19 protein-coding genes are annotated in these 19835 nt (G+C 44.0%); all 19 read left to right on the top strand.

Going from position 1 to position 19835, the window contains the following annotated elements; genetic code table 11:
• The first annotated feature begins 44 nt into the window (after nt 1-44).
• Nucleotides 45-1151, top strand: a complete 1107-nt coding sequence (pilM, locus tag GJV52_RS08180; protein WP_195690030.1) for a type IV pilus assembly protein PilM — start codon at nt 45-47, stop codon at nt 1149-1151.
• A gap of 1 nt (nt 1152) precedes the next feature.
• Complete coding sequence (locus GJV52_RS08175) at nt 1153-1764, top strand: PilN domain-containing protein (protein ID WP_100563211.1); 612 nt, start codon at nt 1153-1155, stop codon at nt 1762-1764.
• Nucleotides 1765-2439, top strand: coding sequence for a type IV pilus inner membrane component PilO (locus GJV52_RS08170; protein ID WP_095502379.1), 675 nt, complete (start codon nt 1765-1767; stop codon nt 2437-2439).
• 21 nt (nt 2440-2460) lie between these two features.
• The gene (locus GJV52_RS08165) at nt 2461-3054 is read left to right on the top strand and encodes a pilus assembly protein PilP (protein ID WP_095502378.1); all 594 of its coding nucleotides are present in this window, start codon (nt 2461-2463) and stop codon (nt 3052-3054) included.
• 17 nt (nt 3055-3071) lie between these two features.
• Nucleotides 3072-5258 carry a type IV pilus secretin PilQ gene (gene pilQ / locus GJV52_RS08160; RefSeq protein WP_095502377.1) on the top strand — a complete coding sequence of 729 codons (2187 nt, stop codon included), beginning with the start codon at nt 3072-3074 and terminating at the stop codon, nt 5256-5258.
• A gap of 122 nt (nt 5259-5380) precedes the next feature.
• Nucleotides 5381-5926 (top strand): shikimate kinase, encoded by a 546-nt coding sequence (locus GJV52_RS08155; RefSeq protein ID WP_100563213.1) that lies wholly within the window; start codon nt 5381-5383, stop codon nt 5924-5926.
• Between the two features lie 167 nt (nt 5927-6093).
• Nucleotides 6094-7173 carry a 3-dehydroquinate synthase gene (aroB, locus tag GJV52_RS08150; RefSeq protein ID WP_100563215.1) on the top strand — a complete coding sequence of 360 codons (1080 nt, stop codon included), beginning with the start codon at nt 6094-6096 and terminating at the stop codon, nt 7171-7173.
• A 174-nt stretch (nt 7174-7347) separates the two neighbouring features.
• Nucleotides 7348-8190, top strand: a complete 843-nt coding sequence (locus GJV52_RS08145) for a class II glutamine amidotransferase (protein ID WP_100563217.1) — start codon at nt 7348-7350, stop codon at nt 8188-8190.
• Between the two features lie 122 nt (nt 8191-8312).
• Nucleotides 8313-8777, top strand: coding sequence for a transcriptional regulator NrdR (gene nrdR, locus GJV52_RS08140; protein ID WP_095502373.1), 465 nt, complete (start codon nt 8313-8315; stop codon nt 8775-8777).
• Nucleotides 8778-8823: 46 nt separating this feature from the next.
• Nucleotides 8824-9423, top strand: a complete 600-nt coding sequence (locus GJV52_RS08135) for a cytochrome C (protein ID WP_095502372.1) — start codon at nt 8824-8826, stop codon at nt 9421-9423.
• Between the two features lie 12 nt (nt 9424-9435).
• Nucleotides 9436-10545, top strand: a complete 1110-nt coding sequence (gene ribD, locus GJV52_RS08130) for a bifunctional diaminohydroxyphosphoribosylaminopyrimidine deaminase/5-amino-6-(5-phosphoribosylamino)uracil reductase RibD (protein WP_095502371.1) — start codon at nt 9436-9438, stop codon at nt 10543-10545.
• A 515-nt stretch (nt 10546-11060) separates the two neighbouring features.
• A complete protein-coding gene (locus GJV52_RS08125) occupies nt 11061-12368 on the top strand; it encodes a nucleotide sugar dehydrogenase (protein WP_095502370.1) in 1308 nt (435 codons plus the stop codon).
• A gap of 168 nt (nt 12369-12536) precedes the next feature.
• A complete protein-coding gene (locus tag GJV52_RS08120; RefSeq protein ID WP_095502369.1) occupies nt 12537-13958 on the top strand; it encodes a lipopolysaccharide biosynthesis protein in 1422 nt (473 codons plus the stop codon).
• Nucleotides 13959-14024: 66 nt separating this feature from the next.
• On the top strand, nt 14025-15290 hold the full coding sequence (locus GJV52_RS08115) for an O-antigen ligase family protein (RefSeq protein WP_095502368.1): 1266 nt from the start codon (nt 14025-14027) through the stop codon (nt 15288-15290).
• Between the two features lie 30 nt (nt 15291-15320).
• Nucleotides 15321-16394: a glycosyltransferase family 4 protein gene (locus GJV52_RS08110; RefSeq protein ID WP_100563219.1), complete on the top strand. Its 1074-nt coding sequence runs from the start codon at nt 15321-15323 to the stop codon at nt 16392-16394.
• Nucleotides 16395-16407: 13 nt separating this feature from the next.
• Nucleotides 16408-17580: a glycosyltransferase gene (locus tag GJV52_RS08105; protein WP_100563221.1), complete on the top strand. Its 1173-nt coding sequence runs from the start codon at nt 16408-16410 to the stop codon at nt 17578-17580.
• A complete protein-coding gene (locus tag GJV52_RS08100) occupies nt 17573-18190 on the top strand; it encodes a sugar transferase (RefSeq protein ID WP_095502365.1) in 618 nt (205 codons plus the stop codon). The genes GJV52_RS08105 and GJV52_RS08100 overlap by 8 nt, the downstream gene beginning before the upstream one ends.
• Nucleotides 18177-19151 (top strand): ATP-grasp domain-containing protein, encoded by a 975-nt coding sequence (locus GJV52_RS08095; RefSeq protein ID WP_100563223.1) that lies wholly within the window; start codon nt 18177-18179, stop codon nt 19149-19151. Before GJV52_RS08100 ends, GJV52_RS08095 begins: the two co-directional genes overlap by 14 nt.
• Nucleotides 19138-19815 carry an HAD family hydrolase gene (locus GJV52_RS08090; protein ID WP_095502363.1) on the top strand — a complete coding sequence of 226 codons (678 nt, stop codon included), beginning with the start codon at nt 19138-19140 and terminating at the stop codon, nt 19813-19815. Before GJV52_RS08095 ends, GJV52_RS08090 begins: the two co-directional genes overlap by 14 nt.
• Nucleotides 19816-19835: the final 20 nt, after the last annotated feature.

Here is a 19835-nt window from a genome sequence, read left to right as displayed (position 1 = left end):
TCGAAACTGTTACTCACTTCGTAATGATACAGGGAAGTCATATTATGCGCTTATCAAAAAGCACTAAAAATACAACTACAAAAACCAATAAAACACCAAGCGGGTTGAGCAACCGTGCAGCTATCGGCATAGACATCAGCCAACATGCCATCAAGATGGTTCAGCTGTCAGGACGTAGTTTAAACCAAATTCAGTTGGAAAAATACGTTATCACCAAACTGCCTAAGAATATTGTTAAAGGTAACAAAATTCAAGACTACGAACAACTTGTTACTTATTTGCAACATAGCTACACCCAGTTACGCACCTCTTGCAAAAATTTCGTTGCCGCCATTCCGCAAAGCACTGCAACCGTAGAACAAATTATCCACAACCCGAAACACACTGATTTAGATTTGGAAGATTTTGCTGAATCCGAAGTGTCCCAAATCGGTCCGGTTGAAGAGATGAACTACGATTACCAAGTAACCGGTACTTCCGTTTCCCCTGCCGGTCAGCACATGCTGCTGGTAGCCTCTCGCAAAGACGACATCGAACCACGCATTGAGATGTTTGAAAATGCGGGCATGGATTTGTCTGCCATGGATTTGGATTTATTGGCACAGCGCAATGCTTATGCCTATTGGATCAACCACCATGCGCCTGAATTGACCAATGAAAAAATCGCCGTATTCGGCATCTATGCCACACAAATGTATGCGCTGATTATGCAAAACGGTCAAATCCTCTACAAACAAGAAACACCGGTCAGCGCCGAACAATTAAATCAATTAATCCAGCGCACTTATCAGGTTACCGAAGAAAAAGCGGCGCAAATGATGGTAGCGGCAACCCAGCCTTCAGATTACCAAACCCAAATTGCCGACCGTTTCAACGTGCAGGTTGCGCAAGAAGTGCAACGTGTCTTGCAGTTTTACTACACCACGCAAAACACGGAGACTTTCTCTAACGTCAAACACATTTTGCTCACAGGCGCACCTTCTCAGCAAAACGGTTTGGCGGAAAGCATTTTCTCGCAAACCAATACGCCGACCCAATGCGTTCATCCAGTAACCTACACTGAACGAAGCAGCAAAGTAGATTTACCACAATTACAAATAGATGCGCCATCATTAACCATGGCTTTCGGATTAGCTTTAAGGGGATTGTAATATGATTGAACTTATTAAAATCAACCTGCTTCCTTATCGGGAAGAGATTAGACAACGTAAAAAGCAACAGTTCAAAATATTAATGCTGACTGCCTTGCTGATTGGCTTGGGCTTATCGGCATTGACCTATCTGAGTATTAATAGCGCCATCGATAGCCAACAAGGTCGCAATGCATTCCTTGAGTCGGAAATCAAAAAACTGGATGACGATTTGGGCGAAATCAAAAAGCTGCAAGCAGAAAAAGAAAATTTCTTAGCTAAGAAAATCAAGGTTGAAGAATTGCAAGAAAACCGCTCGCAAGCGGCATATATTATTGATACGCTGAATGTTTTGACGCCTGACAATACCTACCTGACTGCTTTGGAAGCTGAAAATCCGACCACCTACAAAGTAACCGGCCGCGCTATCAGCGACAACAAAATCGCCGTATTTATGCGCGCATTGCCAAGCACAGGTGTATTCTCCCAGCCCGAACTGTTAAGCATTGAAAAAGTAGAAAACTATCAAGAATTTACTTTGCGTGTCTTACTGACTCAAAACAACGCTCCTGTGGCCAACCTTACCGCTTCGGAAGCTACGCTTCAGACGACACCTGTACAGGAGGCAAAATAAATGGCCGCAAAGAAATTAAAAGACATTGATGTTCAAAACCTTTACTTGCTCAGCACACCTGCCAAGCTGTTTTTGGCGGCATTGGTGATTTTAGCCATTTTGGTGATTGGCTACTTTGCTTTATTCAAAGGTCAATTAGAAACATTGGCACAACATGAAGAAACCGAAGTTAAGCTCAAGGAGACTTACACCAAAAAAAGTATTGAGGCTGCTAGCCTGAATAATCTGCAAGCTGAATTAACATCGATTCGCTCAGCATTCAATGTATTGCTCAAACAATTGCCGACTGATGCCGAGATTCCAACGCTGATTCAAGAATTGCATCAGGCCGGCTCAACCAACGGTTTGCGCTTAGACAGCGTGTTGCCACAACCATCAGTACCTGATGGCCCTATTGAAAAGCTGCCTTATGAAATTGCGATTACCGGCAAATACAACCAAATCAGCCAGTTTACCCGTGATGTCGGCGAGCTTTCACGCATTATTACTTTGGAATCCTTGAAAATCACACAATCAACGGAAGACAAAAACAGCAAAGATGGTAAAGGTGACTTACTCACTCTGAGCGCAACAGCGACCACCTATAAAGCACGCCCTGCCGAAGAAGTTGCCGCCGAACAACAAGCAGCCGAAGAAGCCAAACAAAACGGCGATTCCGGTAAGCCACAGGAATAGAAAAAGTAACATAGGGAAATCATGAAAAATACTATCTTACTCCTAGGCGTTTTCAGCCTTGCGGCATGCACCCCGACTTATGATGATTTAAGTCAATGGATGACGCAAACCCGCGCTGATGCCAAGAAACACATTATTCCGTTTGAAGAACCGACTGTGACGCCGCCTAAAGCGTATATTCCGCCAAGCTACTCCGGTCCGAACGCATTCGATTCTCGACGCTTGCAAAATTTGACTGTACGAACCGGCAGCAATGCACCTAACCTGCGCCGCACCAAAGAGACTTTGGAGGCCTTCAGCTTAGAAAATCTTCGCTATGTGGGCAGCTTGCGCAGCGGCAACCGTATTTCCGGCTTCATCCAAGCTGAAAATCACGTTTACACCGTTGTACCGGGTAATTACATTGGACAAAATTACGGTAAAATCCAACGGATTACTGAAGATAAAATCATCATTACCGAAATGGTTGAAGACAGCTACGGCAACTGGATTTACCGCACAGCCGAATTACCTTTAAGCAGCCAATCGGACAGCAGCAACCTGCCACAAACCGCTACACCTACAGCACAACAATCTGCACCTGTCGGCGAAAATGCTGCGCTTGTTACAAATTAATTAAGGGGTCTCACTTTATGAAAATCAACCGCATGACAAAACTCTTTGCTGCTCTGAGTATGGCAATGGCTGTTCAGACGGCCTTTGCCGGCAATATTACCGATATCAACGTATCGACTTTGCCTGATAATCAAAAAATTATCAAAATCCGTTTTGATCGCGACATTACCAGCCCCACCGGCTTTGTGACTTCTACACCTGCACGCATCGCCTTGGATTTTGCCAATACCAATATTCAATTATCGCAACCGGTATTGGAATATTCAGACCCTTTATTAACCCAAATTACCGCGGCTCAGAATAACGATCGCGCCCGCATTTTGTTAGGCTTGAACAAAACTGGTCAATACAACACCGAAATCCGTGGTGACGAAGTATGGGTTTATGTCAGCGAAGCCTCTGATCAAAATGTAGCTGCACCAGCAGCCTCTTATTCGGCTCCCGCACCTGCCCCTACTCCTGCCGCAGCACGTGCTACTCAAGCCAGCCAAGTCGCCACCAGTGCCAATGTTGATTTCCGCAAAGGTTCGCGTAACTCTGGTGTTGTAGAATTATCCGCCCCTACCTTCTCCGGCAGCCCTGATGTGAAGCAAGAGCGTGACCGTGTGGTAATTACCTTAAAAAATCACCCCCTGCCCACTCAAGCGCAACGCAATTTAGATGTAGGCGATTTCAATACACCGGTGCAAAACGTAACGTTAAAACGCATTGGTAATGCAACACAATTGATTATCCGCACCAAAGGCAACTGGGACATCAGCACCCAATCTGCTGCTGGTCGTCATACTTTTGAAATTGTGCCAAAAGCTGCTACGACTGAAAGCCGTGGCTTACGCAATAATGCCAACAAATCTTTCAACGGCCGCAAAATCTCTTTAGATTTCCAAGATGTAGAAGTTCGCACTATTTTGCAGATTTTGTCTAAAGAATCAGGCATGAATATCGTGGCCAGCGATACGGTTAACGGCAAAATGACTTTGTCGTTAAAAGACGTGCCTTGGGATCAAGCATTGGATTTGGTGATGCAGGCGCGTAATTTAGACATGCGTCGCCAAGGTAATATCATCAATATCGCTCCGCGCGATGAATTGTTGGCTAAAGATAAAGCATTCTTGCAAGCGGAAAAAGAGATTGCCGAATTAGGCCCATTGTTGTCACAAACCTTCCAATTGAAATACAAAAACGTTGAAGAATTCCGCAAAATTCTGCGTATTGAAGAAAACGGCAGCACAAATAATAGCAACAATAACCGTAACACCTTATTGAGCAACCGCGGCAGCGCCTTGATTGACCCTGCCACCAATACCTTGATTATTACGGATAATCACAGCGTGATTGAGAAATTCCGCAAGCTGATTAACGAGCTGGATGTACCGACACGCCAAGTGATGGTTGAAGCACGAATTGTAGAAGCAGATGAAGGCTTCTCACGCGATTTGGGTGTGAAATTTGGCTATACCGGCGTGAAAGGCCGTAATACTTGGGGCTCAAGCTGGTCAAATGCTGTGAAGAATACGGGGACTGCTTACAATAACAATGTCGCTGCTGCCAATGCGATTTTAAGCGGCTCTACCACTATTCCAACCTTAACCGCTTTGGAAATGAGCCCAAATATCAGCCTACCAACCACCAATGCAGCAACTACTTCAATTGCCCTGGTTCGCTCATTTGCTTCCGGCGCATTGGGCTTGGAATTGGCCGCTGCTGAAGGTCAAAACAAGAGCAAAACTATTTCCAATCCGCGCGTACTGACACAAGACCGCAAAGAAGCGACCATCGAATCGGGTACAGAAATTCCTTACCAAGAAGCGACTTCGAGCGGCGCTACTTCGGTATCGTTCAAAAAAGCGGTATTGGGCTTGACGGTAACGCCGAATATTACGCCTGATGGCCAAATCATCATGACGGTGAAAATCAATAAAGATACACCGCAAAACTGTACTGTAGATTCATTGAGCACCATGTGTATCAGCACCAAGAGTCTGAACACACAAGCCATGGTGGAAGATGGAGGTACCTTGATTGTGGGCGGTATTTACGAGGAAGAAAATTCCAATACGGTCAACAAAGTACCTTTATTGGGTGACATTCCGGTAGTGGGCAATTTGTTCAAATCTCGCAGCCGCAATGAAGCGCGCCGTGAATTGCTGGTTTTCATCACGCCGCGCATCATGGATAGCGTAGGCAACAACTTGCGCTACTAATCCTGCCAAACGGGCATACATATTCTCAAATGTATGCCCGTTTTAATATTTCCTTGCGTAAAAAATGAGAAACATTCAAGATAAAACATTTTCCTGCCAATTTCGTATAGAATGCCGCTATTATGGAAAAAATCAACGGCAACTTAATTTTTATCGGGCTGATGGGCGCCGGCAAAACCACTTTGGGCAAACACATCGCCCAAATGCTCGACCGCCCTTTTTACGACAGCGACCATGAAATCTGCGTGGCTTCCGGTGTCTCTATTCCGACTATTTTTGAAATGGAAGGCGAACAAGGTTTTCGTGACCGTGAAAGCAATATGCTCAAAAAGCTGTGCGCCTTAGAAAATATCGTTTTATCTACCGGCGGCGGCGCGCCTTTGCGCGAAGAAAACCGCAAATGCTTAAGAGAACACGGCACTGTTATTTATCTGCACACCCGCCCGGAAATTCTGTTGGAACGTACCCGCTACGATACCAACCGCCCCTTGTTACAAGTTGAAGACCCGTTGACCAAGCTGCAAGAGCTATACGATATTCGCGACAGCATTTACCGCGAGACCGCCCATCTAGTCATTGAATCAGAACATTATCAAAAAACGGTCAACCGCCTACTCAATGCCCTGCAGCCGGTTAACACAGATGGCAATTCTAGTCGTTTAACATAGAAATAAGACAAGACAACAGTGACGCCCTATGCAGCTAAATACATAAGCGCGAACAACGCTGTATTATTTCTATTTTAGACATATATTACGGCAAAGGCCGTCTGAAACAGGTTTCCTCATGCTTTCAGACGGCCTTTCTCGTCAACCGACACATCGTAGGAATCATCATGCATACCCTAAGCGTTCAAACCCCTTCTCATCAATACCCGATTTTTATCGGCCAAAATCTACTGGAGCAAGCTGATGAACTGTTGCAGCCTTATTTAACCAAAAAAGCTGCCATCATCACCAATGAAACCATTGCTCCGCTGTATTTAAAAAGCTTTCAGACGGCCTTAGACAAACTTGGCATCGCGCATTTCAGCATTATTCTCCCCGATGGCGAAGAACACAAAAACTGGCAAACCCTAAACCTGATTTTTGATGGTCTGATGCAAAACCGTGCCGAACGCAAAACTACCTTAATCGCACTGGGTGGCGGCGTGATTGGCGATATGGTTGGTTTCGCTGCAGCCACTTACCAACGCGGTGCACCGTTTATTCAAGTACCGACCACCTTGTTAAGCCAAGTGGATTCTTCCGTCGGCGGTAAAACAGCCATCAACCACCCCTTGGGTAAAAACATGATTGGCGCCTTTTACCAGCCGCAAGCCGTACTCGCCGATCTAAGCACGCTGCAAACCTTGCCGCAGCGCGAATTGTCTGCCGGTATGGCTGAAGTGGTGAAATACGGTGCGCTGGGCGATGCCGATTTCTTCGCTTGGTTAGAGCAAAATATGTCCGATTTAATGGCGCAACATCCAGAAAAACTGGCGCAAGCGGTTTATCATTGCTGCAAAATGAAAGCAGACATCGTGGCACAAGATGAAACCGAACAAGGCATCCGCGCATGGCTCAATCTAGGCCACACTTTCGGCCATGCGATTGAAGCCGAAATGGGCTACGGCGTTTGGTTACACGGTGAAGCCGTCGCCGCCGGCACCGTCTTAGCCGCCCGCTTATCAGAACAGCTGGGCAAAACCACCACTGCCGATACCCAACGCATCGCTGCTTTACTGGAAGCTGCCAAGCTGCCTGCCGCTCCGCCGCAGTTTGCCTTTGAAAAATGGATTGAGCACATGAGCCACGACAAAAAAGTCAGCAGCGGCGTGATGCGTTTTATCGGTTTAAACCGGCTAGGCGAAGCCAATATTACCGAAATCACCGATATGGCCATTCTTGAGCGCACATTACAGCCTTATTTGTAAGCGAGATTGAATGATGAAAAAGGCCGTCTGAAAGATTGAACTGTTCAACCCTTTCAGACGGCCTCAAGCCATATTCCGATTCACGCTAACCATAGCACCACAAAGCTATTGAAATCCCTGGTCTGATATACCATAATCTAATGTCTCGCTCTCACATTCATAAAGGCTTTGCCCATGTGCCAACTGCTCGGCATGAACTGCAACACCCCTACCGACATCACGTTTTCGTTTGAAGGTTTCAGACGGCGTGGCGGCCTCACCGACCACCACGCAGATGGTTTTGGCATCGGCTTTTTCGAAGGCAAAGGCATCCGCCTGTTTCATGACGACAAACCGAGTGCCAATTCCCCTGTGGCTGATTTGGTGCGCGATTATCCTATCAAATCAGAAAATGTCATCGCACACATCCGCAAAGCCTCCCAAGGCCAAACTTCGCTCGCCAATACGCATCCGTTTGTGCGTGAAATGTGGGGCGAATATTGGCTGTTTGCCCATAATGGTCATCTGATTGATTTTGCACCGGAACAAAGCAATTTTTACCGCGCTGTCGGCTGCACCGATTCAGAACGTGCCTTTTGCTATATTCTCAACCGCTTACGTCAGCAATTTAGCGAAAAACCTGATGAAGCCACTTTGTTTGCCGCCATCAGCGAGTTAACCCACGAGATTCGCACCTATGGCTTGTTTAATTTTGTGATGTCTAACGGCGATTACCTGTTTGCCCATGCCAGCACTTTGTTGCACTACATCGTGCGCAAAGCACCGTTTGGTCAAGCCCGTTTATTAGATGATGATGTGATGGTCGATTTTGCCGAAGTGACCACGCCCAACGATAAAGTTGCCGTTATCGCTACGCTACCGTTGACCCGCGACGAAACTTGGCACCAATTGGCGGTGAATGAATTGGTGATGTTCCACCAAGGCGATATTGTCCACTCCGACAAACCGCATACCGCTATTTACATGAGCGTTGAAGAAGGTTTGGCGCTGGCGCGTGCTGTCGGCGTGTCTTGCTAAAATTGTTTGATTGACAAAGGCCGTCTGAAACGTTTCAGACGGCCTCTGCTATTCTTTTCCGCTATACGGATATGCGGCTATCAGTTACAATATCTATTTACAAACAAACGATTTAGCTGCATATGAAATGTCCGTTTTGCCAACACGCCAACACACAGGTTACCGACTCGCGCCTGCTGGAAGAAACCAACAGCATCCGCCGCCGTCGCCGCTGCGTGTCTTGCGGACAACGCTTCAGCACCTTTGAAACGGTTGAAATGCGTATGCCACAAGTGTTGAAAACCAATGGCAGCCGCGTCAACTTCAACCCGCACAAGCTTCACACCAGCCTTTCCCGCGCCCTGCACAAACGCCCTGTTACTCCAGAAAAAATCGACGAAACCGTTGCCCTAATTGAGCAGCGCCTGTATCAACTGGGCAAAAAAGAAGTGCCATCACAACTGGTCGGAGAAATGGCGATGGAAGAATTGGCCAAAATCGACCAAGTGGCCTATGTTCGCTTCGCTTCGGTTTATAAAAGTTTTAATGATGTTTCGGAATTTACCCAAGCAATTGCTACCTTGCCACAATCCCAGCAAGCTGAATAAGGCCATCTGAAACCATTTGACCATGAGAAGACAATGAGTCATCAACATGAATACAAAATTTTTACTGTCTATCCTTGTTTTACTATTGCTGAGTGCGTGCAATAAAGTCAGCGAAACGCCTGCCCCAGCCGCTGCTTCCGAACCAATCGCTTCGGCGGCCTCAGCAGCTTCCGCCGCGTCTGCGCCGATAGTAAAAGAAAACACCGTGCAAGAGCTGAACAGCAAAGACAGTAAAATTCGCATCATGATTGAAAATACTCAATTTACCGATGTGATTGACGATCAGAATTTACATCCCGAAGGCATTTCGGCTGATGAGCTGACCTTGCTACAACGCGACAATGCTTCCGGCATCACGCTCTATACCGCCAACTTGGGCAAAGCCAAAACCGATGCCAAAGCTTATTTCACCCATTTAAAAGAAACCCTTCAATCTGCTAAGGGCATGGATAATATGCGCGTGGGCATTGCGACTGACAACCGCATGAACTACCGTTTCAGCCAACCCACTGAAGACGGCAACACGCTCTCTGAAAACTGCATTGCCATTCACGAAACCAACATTTATACCGTATGCGCCAGTTCGACTACCGCTTCTACCGAGCAACTGGCTTTCGTCTTAAAAGACGTCAATTTAATCAAATAAAGGCCGTCTGAAATGTTCAGCAACACCGATATCCAGATGATGCAAAACGCCCTTGCCCTTGCCCGGCTGGGGCGTTTTTCCACTTCCCCCAATCCCCGCGTCGGCTGCGTCATTGCACACGGCGGGCAGATTGTCGGCCAAGGCTACCATGTCAAAGCAGGCGAACCGCATGCCGAAGTACATGCCTTACGGCAGGCCGGTGCCATGGCACAAGGAGCAACCGCCTATGTAACGCTTGAGCCCTGCAGCCATTACGGCCGCACGCCCCCTTGCGCCAAAGCCTTAATCGAAAGCGGTGTGACACGTGTGGTCGCTGCCATGACCGACCCCAATCCTTTGGTGGCCGGAAAAGGTTTGGCCATGCTGACCGCGGCAGGCATTCAAACCGAAAGCGGCTTGCTGGAACGTGAAGCACGCGAATTAAACCGCGGTTTTTTGTCGCGCATCGAGCGCAACCGACCTTATGTACGGCTCAAATGCGCCGCCAGTCTTGATGGTAAAACCGCGCTCTCAGACGGCCAAAGCCAATGGATTACCAGCGAGGCTGCAAGAAACGACGTGCAGCAAGTGCGTGCTGAAAGCTGCGCTATACTCACCGGCATCGGCACGGTACTGGCAGACAATCCGCGCTTAAATGTGCGTGCATTCCCTACCCTGCGCCAACCCGTCCGCGTGGTGTTAGACAGCCAATTGCGCACACCTTTAGACAGCCATCTGGTTTCAGACGGCCAAAGCCCTACCCTGATTATCACTTTGATTGAGGATGAAACACGTTGGCAGCCTTATTTGGCCTACCCACATATCGATATTGTCAGGCCGTCTGAAAGCATTGGCGAGCGCCTCGATTTAAAGCAGGTTTTGAACATCTTGGCCGAAAAAGGCATTGGCGAATTGATGATTGAAGCCGGCACCACACTCAATACCAGTTTTTTACAAGCTGACTTAGTGGATGAAATCGTGTTGTACCAATCGCCTAAAATCTTAGGCAATCCGAGTAAAATGCTGTTTAATTTTGATGAGCAGCCTGATATTTTGCAGCAGAAGCCACACTGGCAAAGCCAGTCGGTTGAAATATTGGATGGTGATATTAAATGGACACTAGTTCGCTCTGACACGATTTAGTGCAAACCATAACAAGCATACTTTTAATGAGTGTGCTTTTATTTTGCTTCTACTTATCGTTAATCAAAATAAAATTGAAACAATTTATTTTTAAAGTAAATAGATTAATAAATATATTTGTTAAATAATGTAAATATATTCGTATTTATCTTACGTAAATAGACGATAGCACTTCTCATTTTTATATTATTCCTTTTTCATTTTTAAATTAAATCTTTATTTTTTCATATACTTATTTCTTATTTCTATATTTTCTTCATCACTATGCTATTAGTATTTTTTAACCGTAATAAAACTACCGTATAACCGTATTTTCTCACGGTAAAACTTTTTTGTTTGAGACGACTCTTACAAACGCTTATGATTGCCTTCATTACTCACCTAAAGACAAAAAAGCTGTCTGTCATTCGGCTTTACAGTCAGCCGTGATGATGCCGCAATCACACAGACATGATTGAACAGCCTGTTCAAATGCCATGCAAGATGAGTTTCCTATCAATCACATGAGAAAAGTCATGAAAAATATTACTATTCAAAAGTTTGCCGACAAAACCGCCAAAATCGGTATTGTCGGTTTGGGTTATGTTGGTCTGCCACTGATGCTGCGTTATGTTGATATCGGTTACCAAGTATTGGGCTTCGATATTGATGAAACCAAAGTCAACAAATTGAACAAAGGCGAAAGCTACATCGAGCACATCCCTTCTGAAAAAATTGCAGCCGCCAGCCAATCTTTGTTTGAAGCGACTACAGATTTCTCACGCATTGGTGAAGTAGAAGCCGTGATCTTGTGTGTACCGACACCATTGAACAAATACCGTGAACCGGACATGAGTTACGTAATCGACACCACCAACGCGGTTAAACCTTACTTACGCGAAGGCCAAGTATTGTCTTTGGAATCAACCACCTACCCTGGCACCACCGAAGAGGAACTGTTGCCACGCGTGGAAGAAGGCGGCCTGAAAGTCGGCGAAAACGTATTCTTGGTTTACTCTCCAGAACGTGAAGACCCGGGTAACCCTAACTTCGAAACCCGCACGATTCCTAAAGTAATCGGCGGCCATACTCCAGCTTGTTTGGAAGTTGGTAAAGCCTTGTATGAGCCAGCTATTGATAAAGTTGTGCCTGTAAGCTCAACCAAAGCTGCTGAATTGACTAAACTTTTGGAAAACATCCACCGTGCCGTTAACATCGGTTTGGTAAACGAAATGAAAATTGTCGCCGATAAAATGGACATCGACATTCATGAAGTTATTGCAGCTGCGGCGACCAAACCTTTTGGTTTCGTTGCCTACTATCCTGGCCCAGGTTTGGGTGGTCACTGTATCCCAATTGACCCATTCTACCTGACTTGGAAAGCACGCGAATACGGTGTAAACACCCGCTTTATCGAGCTGGCCGGCGAAGTAAACTCATATATGCCTGACTATGTTATCGAAAAAGTAAGCTTGGGCTTGAACGAGCACAACCGCTCAATCAAAGACAGCAAAATCCTGATTTTGGGTATTGCCTATAAGAAAAACGTGGACGACATGCGCGAAAGCCCATCAGTAGAAGTGATGGACCGCTTGGCCAAGCTGGGCGCCAATGTTGCTTACTCTGACCCACACGTACCTGAGTTCCCACATATTCCAGGCCATCACTACTTCGATTTGAAGAGCGAGACTTTAACCCCTGAGAATATTGCTCAATTCGATTGCGTGGTATTGACAACTGATCACGATAAATTTGATTACGCCATGATTACCGAGCATGCCAAATTAATCGTAGATACTCGCGGTAAATTCTCAGTTAAGAACCCTAAAGTAATCAAAGCATAATTGCAACAAGCTGACTGGCTACTCAAGCCAGTCGGTTTTCTTGGCGCATTTGATCTTTCAGATACGCCAAGAAAACCTTTCTAAACAATATCAATAAATGGTCGATTGATCTCAACATTGCCCAAACGCCCACTTGTAACCACCCTATAGGCCGTCTGAAACAAATATATGAATGCACGTAAAATTTTAGGTTATGCACTCGGCCCTATCGGCAGCGCGGCTTTTGGCTTGATTTCCTTGCCGCTGATTTCTTGGTATTTCCCAGCAGAAGACATTGGCCGTATTGTATTCCTGCAAACGGTATCCAGTCTCATTATTTTGGTATTGGGATTAGGCTTGGATCACGCCTATATTCGCAATTATTACGAAGTTGAAAACAAAGCCAGCTTATTTAAATCGTTGGCGACTTTGCCATTTTTATTGGTCACGCTTGCTTCCATTGCCATTGCCTTATGGAACCCGACTTGGCCTTCTGACTTAGTATTTGATTTAAGCGATGGTGTATTAGGTGGTCTATTTTTGCTCTTTCTGACTACTGCTTTATTTTCTCGCTTCTTATCTTTGATCTTGAGAATGCAGGAAAAAGCTTTTGCCTTTTCCGTCAGCCAACTGATACCGAAATTTTTTATTCTTGCTTTTGTTTTGATACTGGTTGCATTCGGTTTACCTAAAAACACATTAAGCTTGATCTTTTCTTATACCGCAGCACAAATCGTGACCGTAATGATATTGGCTTATCAAACGAAAGGTGAACTGAAATCAGCGATTACATCTTCTTTCTCAAAAGATTTGTCCAACCAAGCTTTGCAATATGGCTTACCTTTAGCATTCGGCAACTTAGCCTATTGGGGATTCACATCTGTAGACCGTTTTGTACTGAAAGAAATGGCCAGCTTAGAGCAACTGGGTATTTATTCGATGGCGGTAAATTTTGGTGCCATCGCGCTCATTTTCCAAAGCATTTTTTCCACAATTTGGGCACCCATGGTATTTAAATGGGTCAAAGAAAATGAGAATCTAGATAAAATCAGTCAAGTAGCGGTATCAATGACGGCTTTAATCAGCGCCATCATCTGCATGGTGGGGATTTTCTCACCTATTGTGACATGGATTTTGCCGCCAAAATATGAGCCTGTTCAATTTATTTTACTTTCAAGTTTATTGTTTCCACTCTTCTACACATTAACTGAAGTCAGCGGAATCGGCTTGAACGTCGTTAAAAAAACATGGCTGATTACCGTGATTAATTTTGTGTGCTTGGGGGTAAATTTATCGCTCTTGAAATTCCTTGTGCCTTCACTTGGCGCAAGAGGTGCGGCCATTGCAAGTGCCACTTCATTCTGTATATTCTTTATGATTAAAACAGAGCTCTCATCAAAACTATGGCAAAAATTGCCACGTATGAAATTGTATTCCAATGCTATTTTGTGTTTGCTAATGTGTATTAGCTATACTTATTTTGGTACCAAAAGCAATTATTTTATTTTCTCATTATTGTGGTTAGGCGGTTTAATTCTATTGACAATTTATCATAAAAAACAAATTCTTGAATCTGTTAGCATAGTTAAAGCACGCCTGAGAAAACATTAAATAATATTAGGGAAAATATCCAGATAATGGCAAATCTTGTCTGAAATCTGTCTTGTAGGACTTACTGTGGAAATCAAAAAACAAAAACTTTATATCATTCTTTTTTATCTGATGATTTTCTCGTATATGTTAGGCCCCACCCTATCATATAGGGTTGGTATTCCACGCATTGATAACCCGTTAACTATTCTGATTAGTTTGGTTGTGCCATTTATTTTAGCCTTTGAACTGAAAAATATTCCTAAAAATATATTTTATGCTTTATTGGCAGTATTCGTTATGGCTTACTGGGGCGGGCTGCATTTATTGATTTCGTCGCTTTCACGAATTCAATTCATGGATACCCTGTTTTTCCTGTCGTTACCGAGTTTATTTTACCTATTATATTTAATCATCAGTCGACATGAAGAACCCCTTACCTTTATCCACAGAGTATTGATTTTTTTCGTCAGCTGTATGGTGATCCCTCCCGCAATCGAAGTTGCAACCGGTTTTCAATTTGTACAATCAAATGAAATCTTGGCAGTAGATTCCGGGATTATTAAAGGATTCTTCTTTAACCCTAACAACTTAGGCACTGCCGCATTGTGTTTTTCGCCTGCCATATTGGTATTTTTTACCACCCATGCAAGCAAAAAAGATAAAAGAATAGGTTGGTTACTTTTTTTAGCTTTAGGCGCAATTATTTTTGCCAGCGCATCGCGAACTGCAACGCTTTGTTACATCATTCTATTTTTACTTAATCTCATCTATCGTAACAATGCGTTGTTGACAACATTAATGATCTTAATTAGCGGTATCGTCTTATCGATGATTCCGAAAGAATGGATTGGTAGTTTTCTTTTATCGTTAAATGGTAATGTATTTTTAGAAAATATTTCTTCACGTTTGTATCTTTTCTTATTTGACTTGGATAGCGACAATTCAGTCGGATACAGACAAGAAATCTATAATTATTTTTGGAATAATCCGCCATTTTTACTCTACGGATACGGCCCGAAAAATTTTGGGGAATTTTTTGGTGGACACTTAAGCGGTAGCTTAGGTTTTGAAAATCCACACAGCTTTATTATTGAGCTCTATTTAGGATTTGGCATCATTTCTTTATTAGGTTTTATTGCATACGTAGTCACCTATATGCTGCAAGCTGCTTCAAACAGTAATTTTAATTCTAAGCAAAAATTTATCGCCTTAGCAGCGATGGGCTTATTTTTATTGGCAGGCTTTATTCCTTCTACTATTTTCAGGATGCCATTTATTTGGTTTCCGTGTTTTATGATTTTTATATACAGCACTTTGCCAATGTACAAAAAGCATGCCGTTACACAATAAATTTAAATTTCAAACTCAAGAATGTTTACGATGAAAAAAATTGTTTTAACTTCTAATATGGATGGCTTAGGCGGTACTGAAAATGCCACGTTCCGTTTAGGTCGTTTATTAAATGCCCGTGGCCATCAAGTGATTTTGGCATCTTCAGACGGCCCTTTAATTAAAGAGGCGCAAGAATTAGGCATCAAATGGCAGCCTATCAACTTCTATCAAGGTGGTAAAAAAGGTTATATCAAAGCCATGTTTGCTTATATGAAGATGTTAAAACGCGAACAGCCTGACGTGGTTCACTGCCAAATGGCGCGTATTGTGCCTGCTTGCGCCATTGCAGCCAAAATTGCTTCGCCTAAAACCAAAGTGTTTTACCATGCCCGTGGTTTAGATCCTCAAACCTACCCTAAAATTGCAAAATTATTTGATAAATTAGGCGTGTACATCATCGGCAACTGTAAACACGAACAAGAAAAGTTGATTCGTCATGGCTTCCCTGCTAACCGTGTAACCTACACTTATAACGCCTTGCATGAAGTGGATTATGTCCCTGAGAAAAGCAGCAAAGATTATGTCATGCTGGGTACATTATCACGCTTAGACACCGTTCGTGCGGTACATTTAATGTTGGACATCTTCAAGAAAATGATTGACCGCGGCTTACCTGTCCGCCTAAACGTAGCCGGTATCGGTGAAGAGATAGAAAACTTAAAATCACAAGCCAAGCGTTTGAATATCGACGACAAAGTCACTTTCTTAGGTGGCGTGCGCGATTTGACCGGTTATTTTAAAGAGGTCGACATCTTGGTCAACACACCGCATTGCATAGGCGATCATGGCGCCGGCGTCGGTAATAATATTTTGGAATCTGGGTTATATGATACCCCTGTCGTTACTTACGATATGGCCGGTATTTCTGAAATGGTGATTACCGGTAAAACCGGTTACTGCATTCCGTTTGGTGATGATGAACAATTTATCGAAGCGGTAACTAAATTAGTAAAAGGTCGTCAATTGCGTGGCGAAATGGGTAAAGCATTACATCAACATGTTACCCACCTGTGTTCTGATGATGAAATTTACCGCACCACTATGGCTGCATACAACATGTAAGGCCGTCTGAACGATGAACATTACCATTGTTGCCCCTTATTGCTCTTTACCTAGCGAACCGCATTTCAACCGCTTTTGGTATTTGGCAGAGTTATTGTCGCAAAAGCACGATGTATTGCTGATTACCAGCAACTTTAAGCATTACGATAAATCGTTCAGACGGCCTGAAGATGCCGAATCTGCTTCACAAGGCCGTCTGAAAGTTATGCTGTTAGAAGAAAGCGGTTATCAGAAAAACGTTTCTATATCGCGCTTAAAAAGCCATCATGTTTTTGTCAAAAATTTAGAAAACTGGCTCACTCAACGACAAGCCGGTGACATAGATTTGGTGTATTCAGCCTACCCCTTAATTGCCACCAATCTGGTTTTGGGAAAATTTAAGCAAAAGCTGGGCTACAAAATGATTATTGATGTGCAGGATGTCTGGCCGGAATCCTTCTCGGCCGTCATTCCTTTTATGAAAAAAGTGCAACATCAAAAATTTCCGTTTTCATCTCGGGCAAATGAAGCTTATGCCTATGCAGACGGCTTAGTGGCAGTATCAAAGTCTTACTTGAAGCGTGCACATGAGGCCAACCCGCAAGCACCGAGGGAAGTGGTATTTATTGGTGCGGATTTTGACAAAATGGCAACGGCGCCACAAAAAGTATTCACTACACCAGCGATTCGTTTCTTTTACTTGGGCACACTCAGTTTCAGTTACGACATGGAAACTGTCTGCAAAGGGATGCAGCAATTATTAGCTGATGGTCTGAATGTGGAGCTGCATGTCATGGGTGGTGGTCCGGATTTAGAAAAGTTAAAAAAATATGCGAGCGAATCGATCAAATTTTATGGATATATTCCCTACGCTGAGATGATGTCGGTAGCCAAAGGTTGTGATATTGCCGTGAATCCGATTCATGCCCACTCGGCAGCTTCAATTACTAATAAGCTCTCAGACTACTTAGCGCTGCAAAAACCGATTTTAAACAGCCAAGTGCATCCTGAAGTTGCCGAAACTTTAAAACTGGTACCCCATACCAACTACCAATCTGGCAATGTAGAAGATTTTGTACGAGCAGCCAAAGCCATTCTCAACCATAAAAACGACCCTGTGCAATTTGAAGAAATCATTCGTCGCTTTAAACGCGATGTTTCCTATCAAAGAATTGTCCACCTTATTGAAAGATTAGGTCATGAATAAACTGATTAAACGCCTATTCGACATTGTCGCTTCGGCGGCCGGCTTAATTATTTTGTCACCGGTATTTTTGATTTTGATTTATCTCATCAAGAAAAATTTGGGCTCGCCGGTATTTTTTACTCAAGAGCGCCCAGGTGAAAACGGTAAACCGTTCAAAATGATTAAATTCCGCTCTATGCGTGATGCCATTGATGCCAACGGCAATCCACTCCCCGACAGTGAACGGTTGACCCCGTTCGGACGCAAATTGCGTGCCACCAGTCTCGATGAACTCCCCGAGCTTTGGAATGTCTTAAAAGGCGATATGAGTCTGGTAGGCCCACGTCCGCTGTTGATGAGCTATTTGCCCTTATACAATGATTTCCAAAACCGCCGCCATGAAATGAAACCGGGCGTTACCGGCTGGGCTCAGGTAAATGGCCGCAATGCATTGTCATGGGATGAGAAATTTGCCCATGATATTTGGTATATCGACAATTTCAGCCTTTGGCTGGACATTAAAATCTTATTTTTAACTGTCAAAAAAGTATTTATCAAAGAAGGCATTTCCGCTGATGGAGAAGCCACTATGCCGTTTTTCACAGGAAATGACACCAATGAAAAAAAATAATGTACTGATTTTATCTGCCGGCCGCCGTGTTGAGCTGGTTCAAGACTTTAAAACTGAAGCCGCTAAATTTGAAGGTGACATCAAAGTATTCACAACCGATATGTTCCCGCACATGTCATCGGCTTGTCATGTTTCAGACGGCTCATTTGTGGTACCTGCCATCAAAGCCGATGATTACATCGACAGCATTTACCAACTCGCAGTTGAACACAACATCGCCTTGATTATTCCGACCATCGATACAGAATTGCAGAAGCTGGCTGATGCCCGTGCTCGTTTTGAAGAAGCCGGTATTCACATCATTGTATCGGACAGCACTCTGATTACCTTATGTCGTGATAAGCGCAAAACTGCTGATTTGTTTGCCCAATACGGCATTCAATCACCCAAAATTTACGACCGAAATAACTTAACCCTGCCCTGCTTCGTCAAACCTTATGACGGCAGCCGCGCCATTGGTACCGAACGTGTTGATACTCAAGCAGATATTACTGAAGAGATGATGGCCGATCCTAAATTAATGTTCTGCCAGCTCATCGATATCGTCAATGAATTCAAAGAATTTACCGTTGACATGTATTACGACAATCAAGGCCGTCTGAAATGCGTGATTCCGCGTGAGCGCTTGGAAGTGCGTACCGGTGAAGTCAGCAAAGGCATTACCCGTCGCAATCACTTATATGATGTATTGGTTGAAAAAATGGCGGTATTGGAAGGTGCGCGCGGCTGTATCACTGCTCAATTTTTCTACAACGACCAAACCGAAGAATTTTACAGCGTCGAAATCAACCCACGCTTTGGCGGCGGTTTCCCGCTGACCTATGCGGCTGGTGGTAATTATCCCGGCTGGCTGATTCAAGAATACTTGATGGGTCAGGAAATTTCCTTTTTCGACCAATGGGAAAATAACTTAATGATGCTGCGCTACGATGCCAGGGTACTGGTTCATGAAAATCAATAATCCTCAAAACGCAGTATTGGTGTTCGATTTAGATGATACCTTATATTCAGAATACGACTATAAAGTGTCCGGCATTCAATCCGTGATTCAAACCATTGCCACACTTTATCCTGAATACGATGCACATTCTTTAGAATCTGCTATTGATTATCAGGATAATAATTGGCTGGATGTCATCTGTACTCAATGCCGTCTGAATGATTCGGAAAAACAAACTTTATTATGGCAATACCGATTACATAAACCGGTTATCAAGCCTTATATGGATTACGAATCGCTAAAGAATCTCACCCAATATTTTGCTGCGACCGCATTGATTACGGATGGCCGCAGCATTACCCAGCGCCTCAAATTAGAAGCGCTTGGCCTCATGGATTTATTTGCAGATATTCTGATTTCGGAATCTTTTCAATCAGAAAAGCCCAACCCCGAACGCTTTGCCTATCTGCAAAATAAATATGGTAAAAACCATCAATTCATTTATGTGGGTGACAATATTAAAAAAGACTTTATTACCCCTAAAAAAATGGGCTGGCTTACGATTGGGCTGAAAGGTTCTGAACACAATATTCATCAGCACAAATCTGACGATTTTGATGCCGCATACCACCCACATTTTTGGATTGAGTCTTTAACCGATTTAAAAAAGCACTTCGGCATTTAATCGGCACTGTTTATTTAAGA

Origin of the sequence: Neisseria brasiliensis (genome assembly GCF_009671065.1) — a bacterium.
In the GTDB taxonomy this organism is placed as follows: domain Bacteria; phylum Pseudomonadota; class Gammaproteobacteria; order Burkholderiales; family Neisseriaceae; genus Neisseria; species Neisseria brasiliensis.
The sequence above is the reverse complement of the archived record's forward strand: the minus strand, read 5'-3'. Positions and strand labels throughout refer to the sequence as shown.